Here is a 16,042-nt window from a genome sequence, read left to right as displayed (position 1 = left end):
AGGCGGATAAAGGCTCTGTCGCATGCGCGCCGAGGACGGCGTCGCCCACGCTCCGCGGCCGGGACGGCGTCGTTTCAGCGGTGTGCCGCGCCTGTCTGGAGCTGACATTGCCATGATCGATAGGCGTCAAAGGCAGGGACTATGAAGCAAGAGCCTGCCCGGTTCGATGACCGGGCAGGCCCGATGGGCTATTTGCCTCGTCGCTCAGAGGTGAAAGTACGACGAGTAGAGATAGGTGACATCCTTGAGCAGAAGGCCGAAATCGGCTGCTCCATCGCCGTCGACATCGCCCTGGACGAGCGCATCCGTTCCATTCCTCAACTCGTAGCGAAGCTCTCCCGCGGTTCCGGAAAAATCGCTCGTGCCGATGAAGTCGAAGGCCTGGTTGCCCTTGGCCCCCGTATGCGCGTCAATCCCGGTCAGATCGATCACGTCGCCTTCGTAGCCGGAAAAGTCGCTGATCGTGTCCCGCCGCGAGGCGTTGAGCGTCGACTCCGATACAGCCTTGAACACGAACGTGTCGCCGCCATCGCCGCCGATGATCTTGTCGGCACCGGTGCCGCCGCGCAACGTGTCGTCGCCGGCGCCGCCATTGAGCGCATCGTTGCCGCCTTCGCCCAGGATCATGTCGTTCCCGTCGCCGCCCTTGATCGTGTCGCGCCCCTCGCCGCCGCGCAGCACGTCGTCGCCGTCAAGGCCGGAGATCGTGTCGTCGCCCTTGCCGCCCGAGATGATGTTCTCGATCGCGCTACCGATGATCCTGTCATTGAAGCGCGAGCCGATCGCATCCTCGATGGCCGTCTGCGTGGCGAGGACCGTCGCGTTCTTGATTACGGAGACAATGTTGCTCGAGTCGGTCTGGAGCGACACCACGCCGCCGACGCCGAGCTCGTCCACGAGGCCATCGTAGGTTGTGGTCGTGCCTGAGGTTACCGCAAAGATCGGAAAGATTCCTGACGCAGCGAGGGCCTTGGAGAGCTGCGTGACACTCGGATAGTCCTCGAGGATACCGTTGCCCTCGATGTCTGCGTCGCCATCGTTTGGCCTGGTGATGCCTGCCGATGCGCCGTCGCCAGCTTCGTGGTAGCCGGCGTCTGTGAAGATTATCGCGACGCGCATCGTTCCATCACGGAAACCCACCTCGCCTTCGGCCCGTTTCGCAACCTGGAAGAGCGCCTCGAGCTGCGCTTCGTCGCCGTCCGCGCCGCTCTTGATCGTCATTTCGGAATATGCATCCGAGATGCGGCTGCCAACCTTGGTGATCGGCGTGAAGAGTTCGTAGACGTAATCGCCGTAGGAGCTTCCGAATGGCGAAATCGGCTTGTCGACAAAGCCGACCACACCATAGGCGCTGTCGGAATTGACCCCGTTGATGGCCTTCACGACCTTGGGCACGAGCGTGCGAACCTGCTCGATGTCGTCGCCGAATGAACCCGAGAGATCCTGCAGGAACATGAGATCGAGCGGCAGGGTGCTCGATCCGCCGGAAGCGAGGGTCAGGGTCTGGCCGCCGGAGGTCGAGGACTTGCCCGTGCTCAGATTGATCGTTGCGGCATCACGCGACTGGCTGGCATCGACGAGATCGTGCGAGCCGAGGGAGTCCTCAATGATACCGGTGCCCTTGCCGGTGCCCAGCATGTACCGGTCATTCCCCGATCCGCCGATCAGTCGTTCCCGCGTGCCGTTTCCAGCATCAAGGATATCGTTTCCGGCGCCGCCGATCAGCGTATCGGATCCCTGACCGCCGAAGAGCCGGTCAGACCCGCCGCCGCCGTCGATCACGTTACCCCTGGTGTCGCCGAAGAGCTTGTCGTTGCCCTTGCCGCCGGTGACGTTCTCGATCCCGACAAGCATGTCGCGACCCGCTCCGCCAGTGTTCTGGATGCCGGTCTTGGCGAGATGAACGGTAACGGCCTTGCCGATGTCGGAATAATCGGCGGTGTCGCGCCCGGCTTGGCCGTTCAGCACGTCGTTTCCGGCCCCGCCGCGTAGCGTGTCATTGCCGTCGCCGCCCGAGAGCGTGTCGGCGCCGCCGTTGCCGATAAGGATGTTGTCGCCCTTGTTGCCGGCAAGCTTGTCGGAGGCCGAACCGCCCGCAAGGCCCTCGATGCTGACAAGCTTGTCCGCTCCGGCTGATCCCGCCTTCTGGGCACCGGTCTTGGCGAGCGAAAGATTGAGCTTTGTTGTAACCTCGGCGTAGGAGGCAATGTCGAAGCCGCTGCCACCGTTCAGGAGATCGTCGCCTGCCTTGCCTTGAAGCATGTCGTTGCCTGCGCCGCCGAGCAGGTCATTCGCTCCACGGTTGCCGATCAACGTGTCCGCGAAGTCGGTTCCGGCAACGCGTTCGATCGATACGAGGGTATCACGCCCTGCGCCGCCGGTTGCCTGCGGGCCGGTCGCGCCAAGGTTGACGGTAACGCCAGTGCCTATGTCCGAATAGTCCGCTGTGTCGCGGCCGCCGCCGCCGTTCAGGACGTCATTGCCCAGACCGCCGGTAAGAATGTTGGCCCTGCCATTGCCGGTAAGTCTGTCGTTGAAGGCGCTGCCGATCAGGCTCTCGATTTCCGTCAGGCGGTCCGTGCCGGCGCCGCCGGTGGCCTGGAAGCCGGTCTTCGCGAGAGAGACCTTCACTCCTGCTGTGGCATCGGCATAGCTTGCGGCATCCACGCCAGCCCCGCCGGCAAGGACGTTCTTGCCGAGCCCGCCGATCAGGGTGTCGCTGCCGCCGTTGCCACGGAGGATGTCGTCTCCCGAGCGTCCGTCGAGTGTATTCGCGCCAGAACTGCCGTTGAGCGTGTCGCCGGCATTGCTGCCAGTCAGGTTTTCAATCTGGGACGACGTCATGGTGTAGGCGTTGGAATAGCCCCAGACGGCCTTTCCATTCACGGTGGCCTTTACGCCATAGTAGCTGGATTCGAAGGAGAGCGTGTCCGATCCGGCGCCGCCGATGAACTTGTCACCACCATAGAGCGCCTTGAACGTGTCATTGCCCGCTCCGCCGTCGGCCGTATCCTTGCTGTTGTATGTATCGAGGAAGATGTCGTCCCCGGCTTCCCCGAACAGCTTGTTTCTGCCGCCGTCGCCGGAGATTGTGTCATTGCCCGTGCCGCCCCGGAGCGTGTCGTTGCCGTCGCCGCCGGAGAGCGTGTCGCTGCCAGCCTCTCCCCTGATGGTATTGGCCCTGGAATCGCCGGAAAGCGTATCACCGAAGCCAGTGCCGATAATGTTCTCGACATTGGTGATCGTCTTGTAGCCGTCGAGAATATACTGGCTGTATGTGCTGTCGAGCCTCACCCTGACGGCTTCAGCCTCACCCGCGAATGTGATGGTGTCGTTGCCCTTGCCGCCATCGACACTGTCGCTGCCGGTGCCAGGGGCGAGAAGGTCGTTGCCGTCGCCACCATTCAGGGCATCGTCGCCAGCGCCGCCGGAAAGGGTGTCATTTCCTGCCGCGCCCGCCAGAGTGTCGTCGCCGGCAAGGCCGCGAAGCAGATCCGCAGCGCTCGTTCCCTTGAGAACATTTGCGCCGCTGTTTCCCGTTTTCTTGACCAATTCACCCCTCCATTGACCAATGTGTCATGCCCCACCTGCCCGCAAGTGGGTACCCCCGGGGATGTCTTGCCACAAAATAGCAATTTGAGTGAAGTTAACTTCGCATCGGAAGTTAATTTGGATGGCATGGCAACCGGACTGCGGCCCTCAGCACTTGCGAGGGCCGCGCGCATTTCCGGGAGAGGGGGGGGGACCGCAGCCAAGCGGAGGGCGTGGCCGCGGCGGGTTGGTCTAGCGGCGGTCGCGGGCGCCAAGCAGCTTGAGGCGCAGGGCGTTGAGGCGGATGAAGCCCGCCGCATCCTTCTGGTCGTAGGCGCCGGCATCTTCCTCGAAGGTCACATGCTTTTCGGAGTAGAGCGAGAAATCCGACCAGCGGCCGACGACGCTCGCCGAGCCCTTGTAGAGCTTCAGCCGCACGGTGCCGGTGACGTTCTCCTGGCTCTTGTCGATCGCGGCCTGCAGCATCTCGCGCTCGGGGCTGAACCAGAAACCGTTGTAGATGAGCTCGGCGTAGCGGGGCATGAGCTCATCCTTGAGGTGGCCCGCGCCGCGATCGAGGGTGATCTGCTCGATGCCGCGATGGGCCATCAGCAATACGGTCCCGCCGGGCGTCTCGTAGATGCCGCGGGACTTCATGCCCACGAAACGGTTCTCCACGAGATCGAGTCGGCCGATGCCGTGCTTGCCGCCGAGCTCGTTGAGCTTCGTGAGCAAGCTCGCGGGCGAAAGCGCTTCGCCGTTGATCGAGACGGCGTCGCCGCGCTCGAAGCCAACCTCGACGTATTCCGGCTCGTTCGGCGCCTGCTCCGGATCGACGGTACGCTGATAGACATATGCCGGTGCCTCGTCGGCCGGATTTTCGAGAACCTTGCCTTCGGAGGAGGTGTGGAGAAGGTTCGCATCGACCGAGAACGGTGCCTCACCGCGCTTGTCCTTGGCGATCGGGATCTGGTTCTGTTCGGCAAACTCGAGGAGTTTCGTGCGCGAGGTGAGATCCCACTCCCGCCACGGGGCGATGACCTTGATTGCCGGGTTGAGCGCATAGGCGGAGAGCTCGAAGCGGACCTGATCGTTGCCCTTTCCGGTCGCGCCATGGGCGACGGCATCGGCACCGGTTTCGGCGGCGATCTCGACGAGACGCTTGGAGATCAGCGGACGCGCGATCGAGGTGCCGAGGAGGTAGAGTCCCTCGTAAACGGTGTTGGCGCGGAACATCGGGAAGACAAAGTCGCGCACGAATTCCTCGCGCACATCCTCGATGTAGATGTTCTCGGGCTTGATGCCGAGAAGCTCGGCCTTTTTCCGGGCCGGTTCGAGTTCCTCGCCCTGGCCGAGATCGGCAGTGAAGGTCACCACCTCGCAGCCGTATTCGGTCTGGAGCCATTTGAGGATGATCGAGGTATCGAGACCGCCGGAATAGGCGAGCACGACCTTCTTTGGTGCCGACATCGTAAACCCTCCGCATGCGCGCAATTTGCCCGCCGTCTACGGGGTTTTCAGACGATCGGCAAGGCGGCGCGGCGGGGCCAGGCCGGCCGTGCCGCAGGGGCGCTTCGCCAGTGAAAGGAAGGCCCTTCACGAGAGCGGCCCACATATACGCCTTGAACAAAATGGATTTTTCTTGGGTCGGGTCGGTGGCAAGCCTCGCGCGTCGGCCCGCTGCACGCCCGAAACACTGCGCTTGACGAAAATTTAGACCAGTGGTCTACGTGTGTGGGCCGCGCGGGATAGCGGAGGGCGGCACCGAATATCGAAGAGCGGTGCGATGCAGAAGAAGGATCCGCGGGCGCGATTTGAGCGGCTTTCGGCGGAGGTGCAGGCGCGCTGGCTCGATCCGGCGGAAGACGAGTTCCTCCGGCTGGGGTTCGGGGCGGCCTCGCTCAACCGCATCCTCGCGCAGACTGGCGCCAGCAAGGGGCAGTTCTACTATTATTTCGCGGACAAGGGCGCACTCTATCGCGCGGTGATCGAACGGGCACTGGCCGAACTCGGCACGGCGCTCGATGCGCACATGCCCGCGCCAGACGGCACGGCGGCGGAGTTCTGGCGCGAGACGGCGGCACTCTTCGGCCGGATCACGCAGGTGCTCGGTGAAAACGCCCGGTTTGCGGAGCTCGGCCGCGGGATCTACCGCGAGGCGGCAGCGCAGGCAGCCCTTGCAGGGCCGCTCGAAATCCTGCGCGGGCAGGTCGAGGCGCTGGTCGCCGCGGGGCGGGTGGTGGGCGCCGTGCGTGACGATCTCCCGGTTCCGCTGCTCGCCGCCATCGCCTTTGCCGCCGCCCGCGCGGCCGACGAATGGTTCGCCTTCCACGGGGCTGCGCTCGCGCAAGAGAGCGCAGCCGGGCTCAACGCCCGCCTCACAGAGGTTTTCGTCGCCATGCTGGCGCCGCCCGGGTGCGCGGCCGACTTGACGGCCGTTGCGGGCAAGACAACAGAAGGACTGCCCTCATGACCCTGCTGCACCTCGCCGTTCTTGCGTTGCTTCTCGCTTCGGCAACCAATCTCGCCCTGATGATCCCGGGCGGGTTCGTCGAAATGCGCGATTTCAGCGCTTATCCGCCGCTGGTTCTGGGAGCGTTCAATGTCTTTCTGACGGGGCTTGGGCTGGGGAGTTTCGCACTGGCCTACTTGGTGCTGCGTCACGACACCGGCTTCGGGCTCGCGGCATTTGCAGGTCTTGGCTATGCCGCGGTCTATCTGCTCGATCTCGGTCGGATATTTCCTGTCGCCCCGCAGGCCATGTCGCGGCTTCTGACCCGGCTCGAGATGCTGGGCACCGGTCTTGGCTTCGCGCTCTCAGTCGCGGCGGCCTGGGCCTGGCGCGGGGGGGCGGAGCATAAGACCGGGGCGGCGTTGCCGTCACTGCCGCTGCCTGTATTGGTTGTGCTCGCGCTGGCGGGGATCGGGATCATCGCCTTCGCGACACGCGCAGCCATGCGGCGGAAGTAAGTGCCTCGCAGGCTATTCGCGCACCAGCGCGGCGTCCTCGACATGGAGCTTGGCCTTGGGCCTGCCGCCCCAGTCGTCGCGCTCGAGGCGGCCGGCGAGATGGACGGGGCGGGAGCCGAGGCCGCCGAGGGCGGGGCCGAGCTCGCTGTCGAAGGCGCGGAAGGCGATGGCCTCGAGCCGCCCGCCGAGCCGGTCGGAGAGCGTGAGCGCGAGATGGTTCTCGCCCACGGGCCGGAAACGCTCGATCCGTGCTTCGGCGATGGCGATGCGCGGGGCGGGCGCGCCCATGCCGAAGGGGCCCGCGGCGGCGATTCGGTCGCAGAGCTCGGGGCTCGCTGCAGCGGCGCCGATCACCCCGTCGATCTCGAGGCTGTCGTGGCGCTCGGGCTCGGTGCCGGCCTCGGCGACGAGCTCGGCAAGGCGCGCCATGGCCGGCTCCATCTGGGCCCGGTTGAGGCTGAGGCCGACTGCGGCGCGGTGCCCGCCGCCCTTTTCGATAAGACCCTCGGCGAGGAGGCGCGCGATGGCAGCGCCGAGGTCAAGCCCGCCCGCCGAGCGGCCCGAGCCCTTGCCTGCATCGCCGTCGAAGGCGACCACGATGGCGGGCCGCCCGAAGGCTTCCTTGAGGCGGGAGGCGACGATGCCGACGACGCCCGGATGCCAGCCCTCGCCCGCGGCCCAGACCAGGGGTCCTTCGGCGCCGCGGGCCTCGACCTGGTCGAGCACCTGGTTGGCGATGCGGGCCTCGACGGCGCGGCGCACGGTGTTGAGGCGTTCGAGCTTCTGGGCAAGCGCCGCGGCCTCGTTGGGATCGTCGGTCGCGAGCAGGCGCGCGCCGATGTCCGGCGCGCCGATGCGGCCGCCGGCGTTGACCCGTGGGCCGAAGACGAAGCCGAGCGTGTAGGGATTGGGGGCGGACTTGAGCTTCGCGATCTCGGCAAGGGCGGCGATGCCCGGCCGGTCGAGGCGGCCCATCACCGCGAGGCCCTGGCGGACGAAGGCGCGATTGAGGCCCATGAGGGGCGCGACATCGGCGACGGTGGCGAGCGCCACGAGATCGAGAAGAGCAAGGAGGTCGGGGCAGGGCAATGCCGCCGCCCGGCGCAGGCGGTTGAGCGCGACGAGGAGGAGAAAGACCACGCCGGCGGCGCAGAGATGGCCGAGCCCGGCGTCGTCGTCCTGGCGGTTGGGGTTCACCACGGCGGCGCAGTCGGGGAGGTGCTCACCTGCGAGGTGGTGGTCGAGCACGATCACGTCGCAGGCGGCCGCGGCGATGGGCTCGAAGGAAAGCGTGCCGCAATCGACGCAGACGATGAGGTCGTGGCGCGCGCCGAGACGCTCCATGGCGGGCACGTTGGGTCCATAGCCCTCGGCAAGCCTGTCGGGGATATAGAGTGTTGCCTCCCGGCCTGCGGCGCGGAGCCAGGTCAGCAACAGGGCGGCCGACGCGCCGCCGTCGACATCGTAGTCGGCAAAGATCGCGATGCGCTCGCCGCCGTCGACCGCGCGGTGGAGGCGGCTCGCGGCGCGGTCCATGTCGCGCAGGCTGGAGGGGTCCGGCATGAGGTCGCGGAGGGCGGGCGCAAGAAAGGCTGCCGCCTCGGGCGGCGCGACGCCGCGGCGGGCAAGGATGCGGGCGACGATCTCGGGCATCTCGGCGGCCTGCGAAATCGCCAGAGCCTGGCGGTCTTCGGCCGGGGTGGGGCCGAGCCAGCGGCGACCGGTGAGGGAGCTTTCGATGTCGAGGCAGAGGGGGCGTTCTGTCATGGGCGGCTTCATGCCCGACAATCGGCGCGGGCGCCAGAGGCGCTCACACCTCCTCGGGTTCGATCAGCTCCAGAAGCTCGTCCTCGAGCGGGCGCTGCAGCACGCGGGCCTCGGCCCAGGGCGCGCGCAGCCAGGTCTGCCAGTCCGCAGGTTCGGTGAGGATCACCGGCATGGCACGGGGATGATGGGGCGCGACGACGGCATTGGGCTCGGTGGTGAGAAAGCCGAAGAGATCGTCGGTGGTCTCGCCGTCCTTCATCTTGCGCACGCTCGTCCAGCCCGACACCCAGAGCCCGGCGAAGAAGGCCGGGCGCTCGCCTGCAACCGCAAACCAGACATTGCCGCGGCCCTTGCCGCCCGGCTCGGCGAAGCGTGTGACCGGTACGAGACAGCGGTTGCCGGGCATGAGCCAGCGGCGCCAGTGGGCGGAGCGGGTGTTGCGGATGTTGGTGACGCCGCGGTCGGTCTTCCTGCCGACAAGATACTGCGGCGGCGTCGGCATGCCCCAGCGCGCCATGGCGAGGACGAGCCCGCCCGCGTCCGGGCCGGGATGCAGGATGGGCGCCAGCTGGTCGGGCCAGATCTCCGGCAGGGGCGGCAGGTTGCCGGTCGAGTCGACGAAATGGCCGGGAGCGAAGAGGCGGCGGATGGCCTCCTGCGGCAGGAAACTGGAGTAGAGGTTGCACATCGTCTCGGTCTCGGGAACATCCGGGGGTGGGCGATGGGCGCGCTGGCCCTGCGCCCCCGTTATCGGGGCATTGCCTTCAGGGGGCAAGTCGGGGATGCAGGGAAGGCTGGCGCGCGTGCTTGTTTTCCTGGGCGTGCCGCGCCGCGGGTGCCGATTGTTTCAGAGGCTGCTGTCAGAATGCCGGATACCTCCGCTCCGCCAAGGCTGCCCGTGCCGCTCAACGCACTGCGAGCCTTCGAGGCGGCGGCGCGAAACCGATCGATCAGGGCGGCGGCCGATGAGCTGGGGGTGACGCCTTCGGCCATCAGCCACCAGCTGCGTGGGCTTGAAGAGGCGCTTGGGCTTAAGCTCCTCCATCGCGGCGCAGGGGGGCTCGAGCTCACGGAGGCGGGCGGGCAGCTCGCACCGGATCTCCATGCGGGCTTCACGCGCATCGCCGGGGCGGTGCAGGCGCTTCGCGAGACGCGGCGGCAGGGGCCGCTCCGGCTCTCGATGCTGCCGACTTTCGCCGCGCACTGGTTCTCGCCGCGGCTCACGCGTTATCCCTTCGAGCGGGCAGGCTTCGAGTTGGCGATCTCCACCACGCAGGACGCGGTCGATCTGACCGCGGGGGCGGCTGACGCGGCAGTCCGGCACGGGCAGGGGCGCTGGCCCGGGCTCAGGGCAGATCTGCTCTTTGAAGAGTCCGTCGGGCTCTTCGCGGCACCGCGCCGGGCCGAGGCCGATGCGGCGGCGATGCGCGCGGCCCTTGCGGCCATGCCGCTTTTCCTCTCGCGGCACCGGCGGGAGAACTTCGCGCGCTGGAACGCGACGCTGCCGGGCGGGCCGATCCGGCCCGCATCGGTGATCGAGATGGAATCGGCCGATCTCGCGCTCAGGGCGGCGATGGACGGCGCCGGGGTGGCGCTGGCCTCTGCCGAACTTACCCGGCAGGACGTGGCGACCGGCTGGCTCGTGCCGCTGCTCGGCCACCGGGTGCCCTCGGGCGGAGCCTACTGGCTGGTCTACCCGGAGGGTATGGCGGCGGACCGGCGGATCCGCAACCTTGCCCGCTGGATGGTGGAGGCGGCGCAGGAGGACAGGACCCCCGCGCCGCCCGCCGCCGAAGTCTGAGGCCTCAGGCGGCCGCCCGGCTGCGGCTCGCGGCGGCCCCGGCGAGCGCCTCGAGAAGCTCGACGGTGGTTTCCCAGCCCACGCAGCCGTCTGTGATGCTCTGGCCATAGGCGAGCGGCGCGCCGGGCGTGAGCTTCTGCGCGCCCGCAACAAGGTTGCTCTCGATCATCGCACCGCGGATCCGGGTCTCGCCGGCGCGGATCTGGCTTGCGATGTCCTCGATCACATCGCGCTGGCGCTCCGGGTCCTTGTGGCTGTTGGCATGGCTCGCGTCGATCACGATGCCGGGGTCGATGCCCGCCTTCGCCGCCGCCACGGCAACCGCCTCGACATGCTCGGCGCCGTAGTTGGTCGTCCGGCCGCCGCGCAGGATGATGTGGCAGTCGGCATTGCCCGTGGTTTGTGCGATGGCGGCGCGGCCGTCCTTCGTCACCGCCGGGAAGTGGTGTGGCTGGCTCGCCGAGAGCATGGCATCAAGCGCCACCTTCACGCCGCCGTCCGTGCCGTTCTTGAAGCCGACCGGGCAGGAGAGGCCCGAGGCGAGCTGGCGGTGGATCTGACTCTCGGTGGTGCGCGCGCCGATTGCGCCCCAGGCGATCAGGTCGGAGAAATACTGCGGCGTGATCGGATCGAGGAATTCGGTGCCCGCGGGCAGGCCCATGCGGCTGATATCCATGAGCAGCGTGCGCGCAATCCGCAGCCCTTCCTCGATGCGGCCGCTGCCGTCGAGGTGCGGATCCATCACGAGGCCCTTCCAGCCGACCGTGGTGCGCGGCTTTTCGAAATAGACCCGCATCACGATCTCGAGCTGGCCGGCGAGGCGCTTGCGCTCTCCGGCAAGGCGGGTGGCGTAATCGCGTGCGGCCTCCGGGTCGTGGATCGAGCAGGGGCCGACCACGACGAGCAGACGCCGGTCGCGGCCCGACAGGATCTCGCGGATCGCGGCACGGCCACCAAGCGTCGTGTCGGTCGCGGCGGCATCGCGCGGGATCTCGCGGATGACGTCGGCGGGCGCGGGCATCGGTCTCAGCTCGGCGATGCGGAGGTCTTCGGTGGGGGCAAGCATGGGTCTTCTCTCCTTGGGGGAGGTCCGACCGGGTCCGAAACAAAAACCGCCGGTCGGACCGGCGGTTTGTTGGATCGGTGTCGTCGCGTTTCTTCGCCTAGACAGCAACCCCAGCCCGCCGGGTGTGGCGGAACCAATAAAAGGATGCAGCATAGGTGAAGATCTGTGACATGCGCGACCGGATACGCGATTCCGCGCGGCCTGTCATCCTTTTTCTGCGGGGGGGCGTCTCACCAACCGCCGCGGGTGAGCCAGTCCTCGAGCATGGGCATCCGGTCCCAGCCCCAGAAGGGCTCGCCATCGGCGACAAAGAAGGGCGAGCCGAAGATGCCGCGGCCGACCGCGGCCTCGCCGACCGTCCGGGTGCGTTCGCGGATCGCGAGGCTTTGGGCACCCTCGATCAGCGCCTCGCCCGAGAGGCCGAGAGGTGGGGCGAGGCGGGCGACCTCCTCGATACGGGACGTGTCGAGGCCGGGGCCGTAGTATTCTGCAAAGACGCGGGCGGCGAAGGCGGGCGCGCGCTCCGGGGCTTCGGCCTCGATCCAGTAGAAGGCGCGCGTGGCGGCCAGCGCGATGCGCGGATGGCCTTCGGGGAGCCTGAAGTCGAGCCCCTCGGCACGGGCGATGCGGGCCCAGTCGCGGCGGGCGTAGTCGCGCTTGAGGGGGGTGGCCGAGAGCCCGCGCGCGCCGGTGACGGCGAATGCGGTGCCGAGCATGTAGGGCCGCCAGAGCACGGCCCGGCCGGTCCGTTTGGCGAGCGCGGTGATGCGCGCGGCGGCGAAGAAGGCATACCCGGAGGAGAAGTCGAACCAGAATTCGATGAGCGCGGGGTCTGCAGGCATGGGCTCAGTCCTCGCCATCCCAATAGTCGACCGCGTCCTCCGTGCGGAACGAGGCGGCGACCCGGCGCGCGGCCTTCTCGCCACCAGGCGCGGCGCCGGCAAGGACGGTCAGCTTGCCGCTGTCGGGGTATTCCATCACCTCGGGCTCGCGCATGGTGCTGATGGCGAGATAGCGGAGCGGGCTGGCTGCGCCGGCTATGAGCTGGTGCGCGGTTTCCGGGCCGCCCGCCGGACAGACGATCGCATCGCCTGCTGCGACCGGGAAGACGCGGGGACCGAAGCGCAGAGTTCCGCTGCCGTCGAGGATCACGAACATCTCGTCATTGGCGTGGTGGCAGTGGAAGGGCCAGGCGGCCTTGCCGGGGGCTACCTCGACGAGCCGGGCCCCGAGGCCGCGCGCGCCCCGGGGGGCGGCAACTGCGGCCATGGCAGCGGCAAAGCGGCTGCCATGGGTCTGTGGGTGAAGCGCAAGGCTTGCGAGCCGGACGACGGGCTCGGCCAGGGGTGTCTGGGGCATGGCGGGGGTCCTCCTCGAGGCGCAGGAAAGCGCGCCGCGCCGCGCGGGGCAACTGAATTGCCCTCAGCACGGGGCGAGGAAAGCTCATCGGGGGGGCAGGTCGCCGGGAGCCCGCGCCGGAGCGCGGGGCTCCCTCTGCGGGTCAGGAGGGCATCGGAACCGGGGCGTGAGAGTGGCGCGCGACCGGCGTAAGGAACGGCCCGTGCGGGATCTCGGAGGGCGAGAAGCTTGCCGCCGAGGCGCGGTCCCACCGGCGGTGCCATTCGCGCAGCTCCTCGATCTCCTGGTCGGCGATGAGAAAGCCCACGGGCAGATAGGGATAGGCCTCGTTCCCGTCGAGGAACTCCGCGCCCTTGTTCCGGAACATGAAATGGTAGGGCATGAAGTCGATCGGGTGCTTGAGCCCGGCCGCGCCCGCGATCTCGCCCAGCGCATGGAGCGTGTTCTTGTGGAAGCGGTAGACGCGCTCGCTCTTGTCGGGCACGTCGAGGGCGCGCTGGCGCTGCTTGTCCTGGGTCGTGATGCCGACCGGGCACTTGTTGGTGTGGCAGGCCTGGGCCTGGATGCAGCCGACGGCGAACATGAAGCCGCGGGCAGAGTTGCACCAGTCCGCCCCGAGGGCGAGGGCGCGGGCCATGTGATAGGCCGAAGTGATCTTGCCCGCCGCGCAGATCTTGATCTTGTCGCGCAGGCCGGCGCCGCGGAGCGTGTTGTGGACGAAGTGGAGGCCTTCGAGCATCGGCATGCCGACGCGGTTGGCGAACTCGAGCGGGGCCGAGCCGGTGCCACCCTCCTTGCCGTCGACGATGATGAAATCGGGTGTGACGCCGGTTTCGAGCATCGCCTTGACGATGCACATGAATTCGCGCCGGTGGCCGATGCAGAGCTTGAAGCCCACCGGCTTGCCCTGCGCGAGCTCCCTGAGGCGGGCGATGAATTCCATGAGCTCGATCGGCGTGGAGAAGGTAGAGTGCCGCGCGGGCGAGATGCAGTCGACGCCCATCGGGATGCCGCGGGCCTCGGCGATCTCATGGGAGATCTTGGCAGCGGGCAGCATGCCGCCATGGCCAGGTTTCGCGCCTTGGCTGAGCTTGAGCTCGATCATCTTGATCTGCGGATCCTTCGCCTGTTCGGCAAAGCGCTCGGGGCAGAACTGGCCCTCCGGCGTGCGGCAGCCGAAATAGCCCGACGCGACCTGGTAGACGAGATCGCCACCCGCCTGGCGGTGGTAGCGGCTGATGCCACCCTCGCCAGTGTCATGGGCAAAGCCGCCCTTCTTGGCGCCGGCGTTGAGCGCGAGGATGGCGTTGGCGGAAAGCGCGCCAAAGCTCATGGCCGAGATGTTGAGGAGCGAGACGTCATAGGGCTGCGTGCAGTCCGGGCCACCGACGCGCACACGGAAATCGCTGTCGGTGATGACATTCGGCACGATCGAGTGAGTGAGCCAGGAATAGCCGGGCTGGTAGACGCTTTCCGTGGTGCCGAAGGGGCGCTTGTCCTCGATGCCCTTGGCGCGCTGGTAGACGAGGCTGCGGGTCTCGCGGCTGAAGGGCTCCTCGTCCTTGTCGGATTCGAAGAAATACTGCCGCAGCTCGGGCCGGACGTCCTCGAACATGAAGCGCAGGTGGCCGAGCACGGGGTAGTTGCGCAGGATGGAGTGGCTGGTCTGGAAGATATCCTTCACGCCCACCAGCGCAAGGCCGGCAAAGATCAGCGCGGGTATCAGCATCCAGGCCGACCAGGTCGCGGCCAGGATGAGGCTGAGCAGCGCAAGCAGCGTGACGAGCGCGAGGGTGGAGAAGCGGATATATTTTTCGAAGAGGGTCATCTCGTGCCTGGCCTTGCCGTCGGGTTCCTGTTGGGAGGTTCATTGCATCACCCTATGATGGTCTGATGTCCAGCATAAGGTTTGTGCACGCTGTCATCGCGGCGTGTCCTTGAGGTCCGAAGAGAGGCGGGGCCGGAGTCCTGCAAATCAGGTGGCGTGGCCCTGAGGTGGCGGGCGCAGGGTCAGCAGAGCCTCGCGGAAGTCCGGATCGCTGAGGACGATCTCCCGGGCGCCCAGGGCCGCGGCGCGGGCAAGCGCCATGCCGGTGAGGCTCTGGGCCGCATCCACCGCCGCGGGCAGTGTGAGGCCGCGGCCGAGCGCGGCGGTGACGAGCCCCGCATAGAGATCGCCGGTGCCCGGTATCGCCACGGGCAGATGTGGCGTCGGGTGGCGCATCGGCGCCTCCGGCCCGAGGATCACGCTCTCGATCGTGCCGGGGGTCGTATCCTCGAGCGCGCAACCGGTCGCGATGAGCCGCCCGCCAGGCGCGAGAGAGAGCGCGCCTGCGGCACGCTCGAGATCCCCGAGGGTGCGGATCTGCGTGCCGGTGAACCAGCCGAGCTCGAACGGGTTGGGCGTTGCGAGATCGGCAAGCGGCAGCAGATGCTCGCGCAGCGCGGTGGCCACGGCTTCGGGCACGTAGAGGCCGGGCCCGGCATCGCCGATCACCGGATCGCAGATATAGGTGAGCGCCGGGTTTGCCGCGCGGGCGCGGGCGATGAACGCCGCCAGTTGCAGGACGACCTCGACCGAGCCGATATAGCCGGTGACGATATAGGCCGCGCGGCCGGGCAGGCCGCGCTCCTCGGCACCGAGTAGCAACTCGCCAAAGAAATCGGCCGGCAGCGGGCGGCCGCGCAGGGTGGGATAGTCCGGCGTGTTGGAAAAGATCACCGTCGGGATGGCGGCGACCTCGAGGCCCGCGGCCTGCATCGGGAAGACCGCCGCCGAATTGCCGACATGGCCGAAGACCACCTGGCTCTGGATCGAGATGACGAGCGGCGGACGGGTCATGACGAGCCCTCGAGCCGCTTGCTCCAGTCCTCGACCTTGCCGCTCGCGACGCGGCGGGCGGCGTGGCGGCGCCAGCCCTCGGCGAGGAAGTCGAGCTCTGCGATGGCGCGGAGTTCGTCGAGGTTCATCCGCTCGACGTAGAGCGCGGTCCAGAGCCGGTGCAAGGTCCATTCGGGCTCAGACCGGTCGATCCGCTCGAGCGGATCGCCAGGCTCGACGACACCGGGCCGGAGCACCCGATAATACCATCCGGTGCGGCCCGTGGCCTGTACGCGTCGGGCCATGTCGGCAAGGCCGAAGCGGTGGTTGAGCTTCCAGCAGGGCTGGCGGCCCTGCGAGACCTGGAGCAGCGCGGTGCCGAGGCTGAAGATGTCACCGACCGCGACATCGCGCTCGGTGAAGCCCGCGGCAGCGATGTTCTCGCCAAAGGCGCCGGGCCGGTCCAGCAGCGGCAGCGGCCCGAGATCGTCCTGCCAGAGCGGGTAATGCTCGGCCGGATAGTGGTGTATCGCCTTTTCCGGGCCACCGTGAACCCGCCGGTCGGCCTGCTCGTCAGTGGCGAGCCCCTCGGGGCCCAACCGCTGCGGGCCGGACACCGGTTGTTTGGCGATGGCGCTCGTCCGGCCGCTGTCGTCAAGGGCTGCGACGCGGCCGGCAAGAAGGATGACGCCGCTCATGGCCGCGTCCCGCGCGAGCGGAGGCCGGT

13 protein-coding genes are annotated in these 16,042 nt (G+C 67.8%); 3 read left to right on the top strand and 10 right to left on the bottom strand.

What is annotated here, in order from left to right; translation table 11 throughout:
- Positions 1-204 precede the first annotated feature (204 nt).
- Positions 205-3,552 (bottom strand): M10 family metallopeptidase C-terminal domain-containing protein, encoded by a 3,348-nt coding sequence (locus ACF66B_RS02820; RefSeq protein WP_111428352.1) that lies wholly within the window; start codon positions 3,550-3,552, stop codon positions 205-207.
- 231 nt (positions 3,553-3,783) lie between these two features.
- Entirely contained in the window at positions 3,784-5,001 is a 1,218-nt protein-coding gene (locus ACF66B_RS02815) for an argininosuccinate synthase (RefSeq protein ID WP_111428353.1), read from the bottom strand.
- A 316-nt stretch (positions 5,002-5,317) separates the two neighbouring features.
- On the opposite strand from ACF66B_RS02815, the gene ACF66B_RS02810 reads away from it, so the two are divergent.
- A complete protein-coding gene (locus tag ACF66B_RS02810; protein WP_111428354.1) occupies positions 5,318-6,004 on the top strand; it encodes a TetR/AcrR family transcriptional regulator in 687 nt (228 codons plus the stop codon).
- Positions 6,001-6,501 (top strand): hypothetical protein, encoded by a 501-nt coding sequence (locus tag ACF66B_RS02805; protein WP_111428355.1) that lies wholly within the window; start codon positions 6,001-6,003, stop codon positions 6,499-6,501. Before ACF66B_RS02810 ends, ACF66B_RS02805 begins: the two co-directional genes overlap by 4 nt.
- Before the next feature lie 12 nt (positions 6,502-6,513).
- On the opposite strand, the gene recJ is transcribed toward ACF66B_RS02805, so the two are convergent.
- Positions 6,514-8,268: a single-stranded-DNA-specific exonuclease RecJ gene (recJ, locus tag ACF66B_RS02800; RefSeq protein WP_111428356.1), complete on the bottom strand. Its 1,755-nt coding sequence runs from the start codon at positions 8,266-8,268 to the stop codon at positions 6,514-6,516.
- Positions 8,269-8,311: 43 nt separating this feature from the next.
- Entirely contained in the window at positions 8,312-8,956 is a 645-nt protein-coding gene (locus tag ACF66B_RS02795) for an SOS response-associated peptidase family protein (RefSeq protein WP_111428357.1), read from the bottom strand.
- A 177-nt stretch (positions 8,957-9,133) separates the two neighbouring features.
- Here ACF66B_RS02795 and ACF66B_RS02790 point away from each other — a divergent pair, with 177 nt between their 5' ends.
- Positions 9,134-10,069, top strand: a complete 936-nt coding sequence (locus ACF66B_RS02790; RefSeq protein ID WP_111428358.1) for a LysR substrate-binding domain-containing protein — start codon at positions 9,134-9,136, stop codon at positions 10,067-10,069.
- A 4-nt stretch (positions 10,070-10,073) separates the two neighbouring features.
- On the opposite strand, the gene ACF66B_RS02785 is transcribed toward ACF66B_RS02790, so the two are convergent.
- The 6 genes from ACF66B_RS02785 to ACF66B_RS02760 form a co-directional block, all read right to left on the bottom strand.
- Positions 10,074-11,135, bottom strand: coding sequence for a 3-deoxy-7-phosphoheptulonate synthase (locus ACF66B_RS02785; protein WP_111428359.1), 1,062 nt, complete (start codon positions 11,133-11,135; stop codon positions 10,074-10,076).
- Positions 11,136-11,365: 230 nt separating this feature from the next.
- Positions 11,366-11,977, bottom strand: coding sequence for a 2-hydroxychromene-2-carboxylate isomerase (locus ACF66B_RS02780; RefSeq protein ID WP_111428360.1), 612 nt, complete (start codon positions 11,975-11,977; stop codon positions 11,366-11,368).
- A gap of 4 nt (positions 11,978-11,981) precedes the next feature.
- The gene (locus tag ACF66B_RS02775) at positions 11,982-12,494 is read right to left on the bottom strand and encodes a cupin domain-containing protein (RefSeq protein WP_111428361.1); all 513 of its coding nucleotides are present in this window, start codon (positions 12,492-12,494) and stop codon (positions 11,982-11,984) included.
- A 142-nt stretch (positions 12,495-12,636) separates the two neighbouring features.
- Complete coding sequence (locus ACF66B_RS02770) at positions 12,637-14,322, bottom strand: FMN-binding glutamate synthase family protein (protein WP_111428362.1); 1,686 nt, start codon at positions 14,320-14,322, stop codon at positions 12,637-12,639.
- A gap of 147 nt (positions 14,323-14,469) precedes the next feature.
- Entirely contained in the window at positions 14,470-15,336 is an 867-nt protein-coding gene (gene pdxY, locus ACF66B_RS02765; protein WP_111428363.1) for a pyridoxal kinase, read from the bottom strand.
- Positions 15,333-16,013 carry an MOSC domain-containing protein gene (locus tag ACF66B_RS02760; protein WP_111428364.1) on the bottom strand — a complete coding sequence of 227 codons (681 nt, stop codon included), beginning with the start codon at positions 16,011-16,013 and terminating at the stop codon, positions 15,333-15,335. The genes pdxY and ACF66B_RS02760 overlap by 4 nt, the downstream gene beginning before the upstream one ends.
- Between the last annotated feature and the right edge of the window lie 29 nt (positions 16,014-16,042).

The sequence above is a fragment of the Amaricoccus sp. B4 genome (assembly GCF_043226085.1).
Lineage (GTDB): Bacteria > Pseudomonadota > Alphaproteobacteria > Rhodobacterales > Rhodobacteraceae > Amaricoccus.
Note: the sequence above shows the minus strand (reverse complement) of the source record. Positions and strands in the feature narration are given on the sequence as shown.

Bases quoted from the DNA above. Each gene is read 5' to 3' on its own strand.
- ACF66B_RS02815 (WP_111428353.1), bottom strand. From the start codon at position 5,001: ATGTCGGCACCAAAGAAGGTCGTGCTCGCCTATTCCGGCGGTCTCGAT.
- ACF66B_RS02810 (WP_111428354.1), top strand. From the start codon at position 5,318: ATGCAGAAGAAGGATCCGCGGGCGCGATTTGAGCGGCTTTCGGCGGAG.
- ACF66B_RS02805 (WP_111428355.1), top strand. From the start codon at position 6,001: ATGACCCTGCTGCACCTCGCCGTTCTTGCGTTGCTTCTCGCTTCGGCA.
- recJ (WP_111428356.1), bottom strand. From the start codon at position 8,268: ATGACAGAACGCCCCCTCTGCCTCGACATCGAAAGCTCCCTCACCGGT.
- ACF66B_RS02795 (WP_111428357.1), bottom strand. From the start codon at position 8,956: ATGTGCAACCTCTACTCCAGTTTCCTGCCGCAGGAGGCCATCCGCCGC.
- ACF66B_RS02790 (WP_111428358.1), top strand. From the start codon at position 9,134: ATGCCGGATACCTCCGCTCCGCCAAGGCTGCCCGTGCCGCTCAACGCA.
- ACF66B_RS02785 (WP_111428359.1), bottom strand. From the start codon at position 11,135: ATGCTTGCCCCCACCGAAGACCTCCGCATCGCCGAGCTGAGACCGATG.
- ACF66B_RS02780 (WP_111428360.1), bottom strand. From the start codon at position 11,977: ATGCCTGCAGACCCCGCGCTCATCGAATTCTGGTTCGACTTCTCCTCC.
- ACF66B_RS02775 (WP_111428361.1), bottom strand. From the start codon at position 12,494: ATGCCCCAGACACCCCTGGCCGAGCCCGTCGTCCGGCTCGCAAGCCTT.
- ACF66B_RS02770 (WP_111428362.1), bottom strand. From the start codon at position 14,322: ATGACCCTCTTCGAAAAATATATCCGCTTCTCCACCCTCGCGCTCGTC.
- pdxY (WP_111428363.1), bottom strand. From the start codon at position 15,336: ATGACCCGTCCGCCGCTCGTCATCTCGATCCAGAGCCAGGTGGTCTTC.
- ACF66B_RS02760 (WP_111428364.1), bottom strand. From the start codon at position 16,013: ATGAGCGGCGTCATCCTTCTTGCCGGCCGCGTCGCAGCCCTTGACGAC.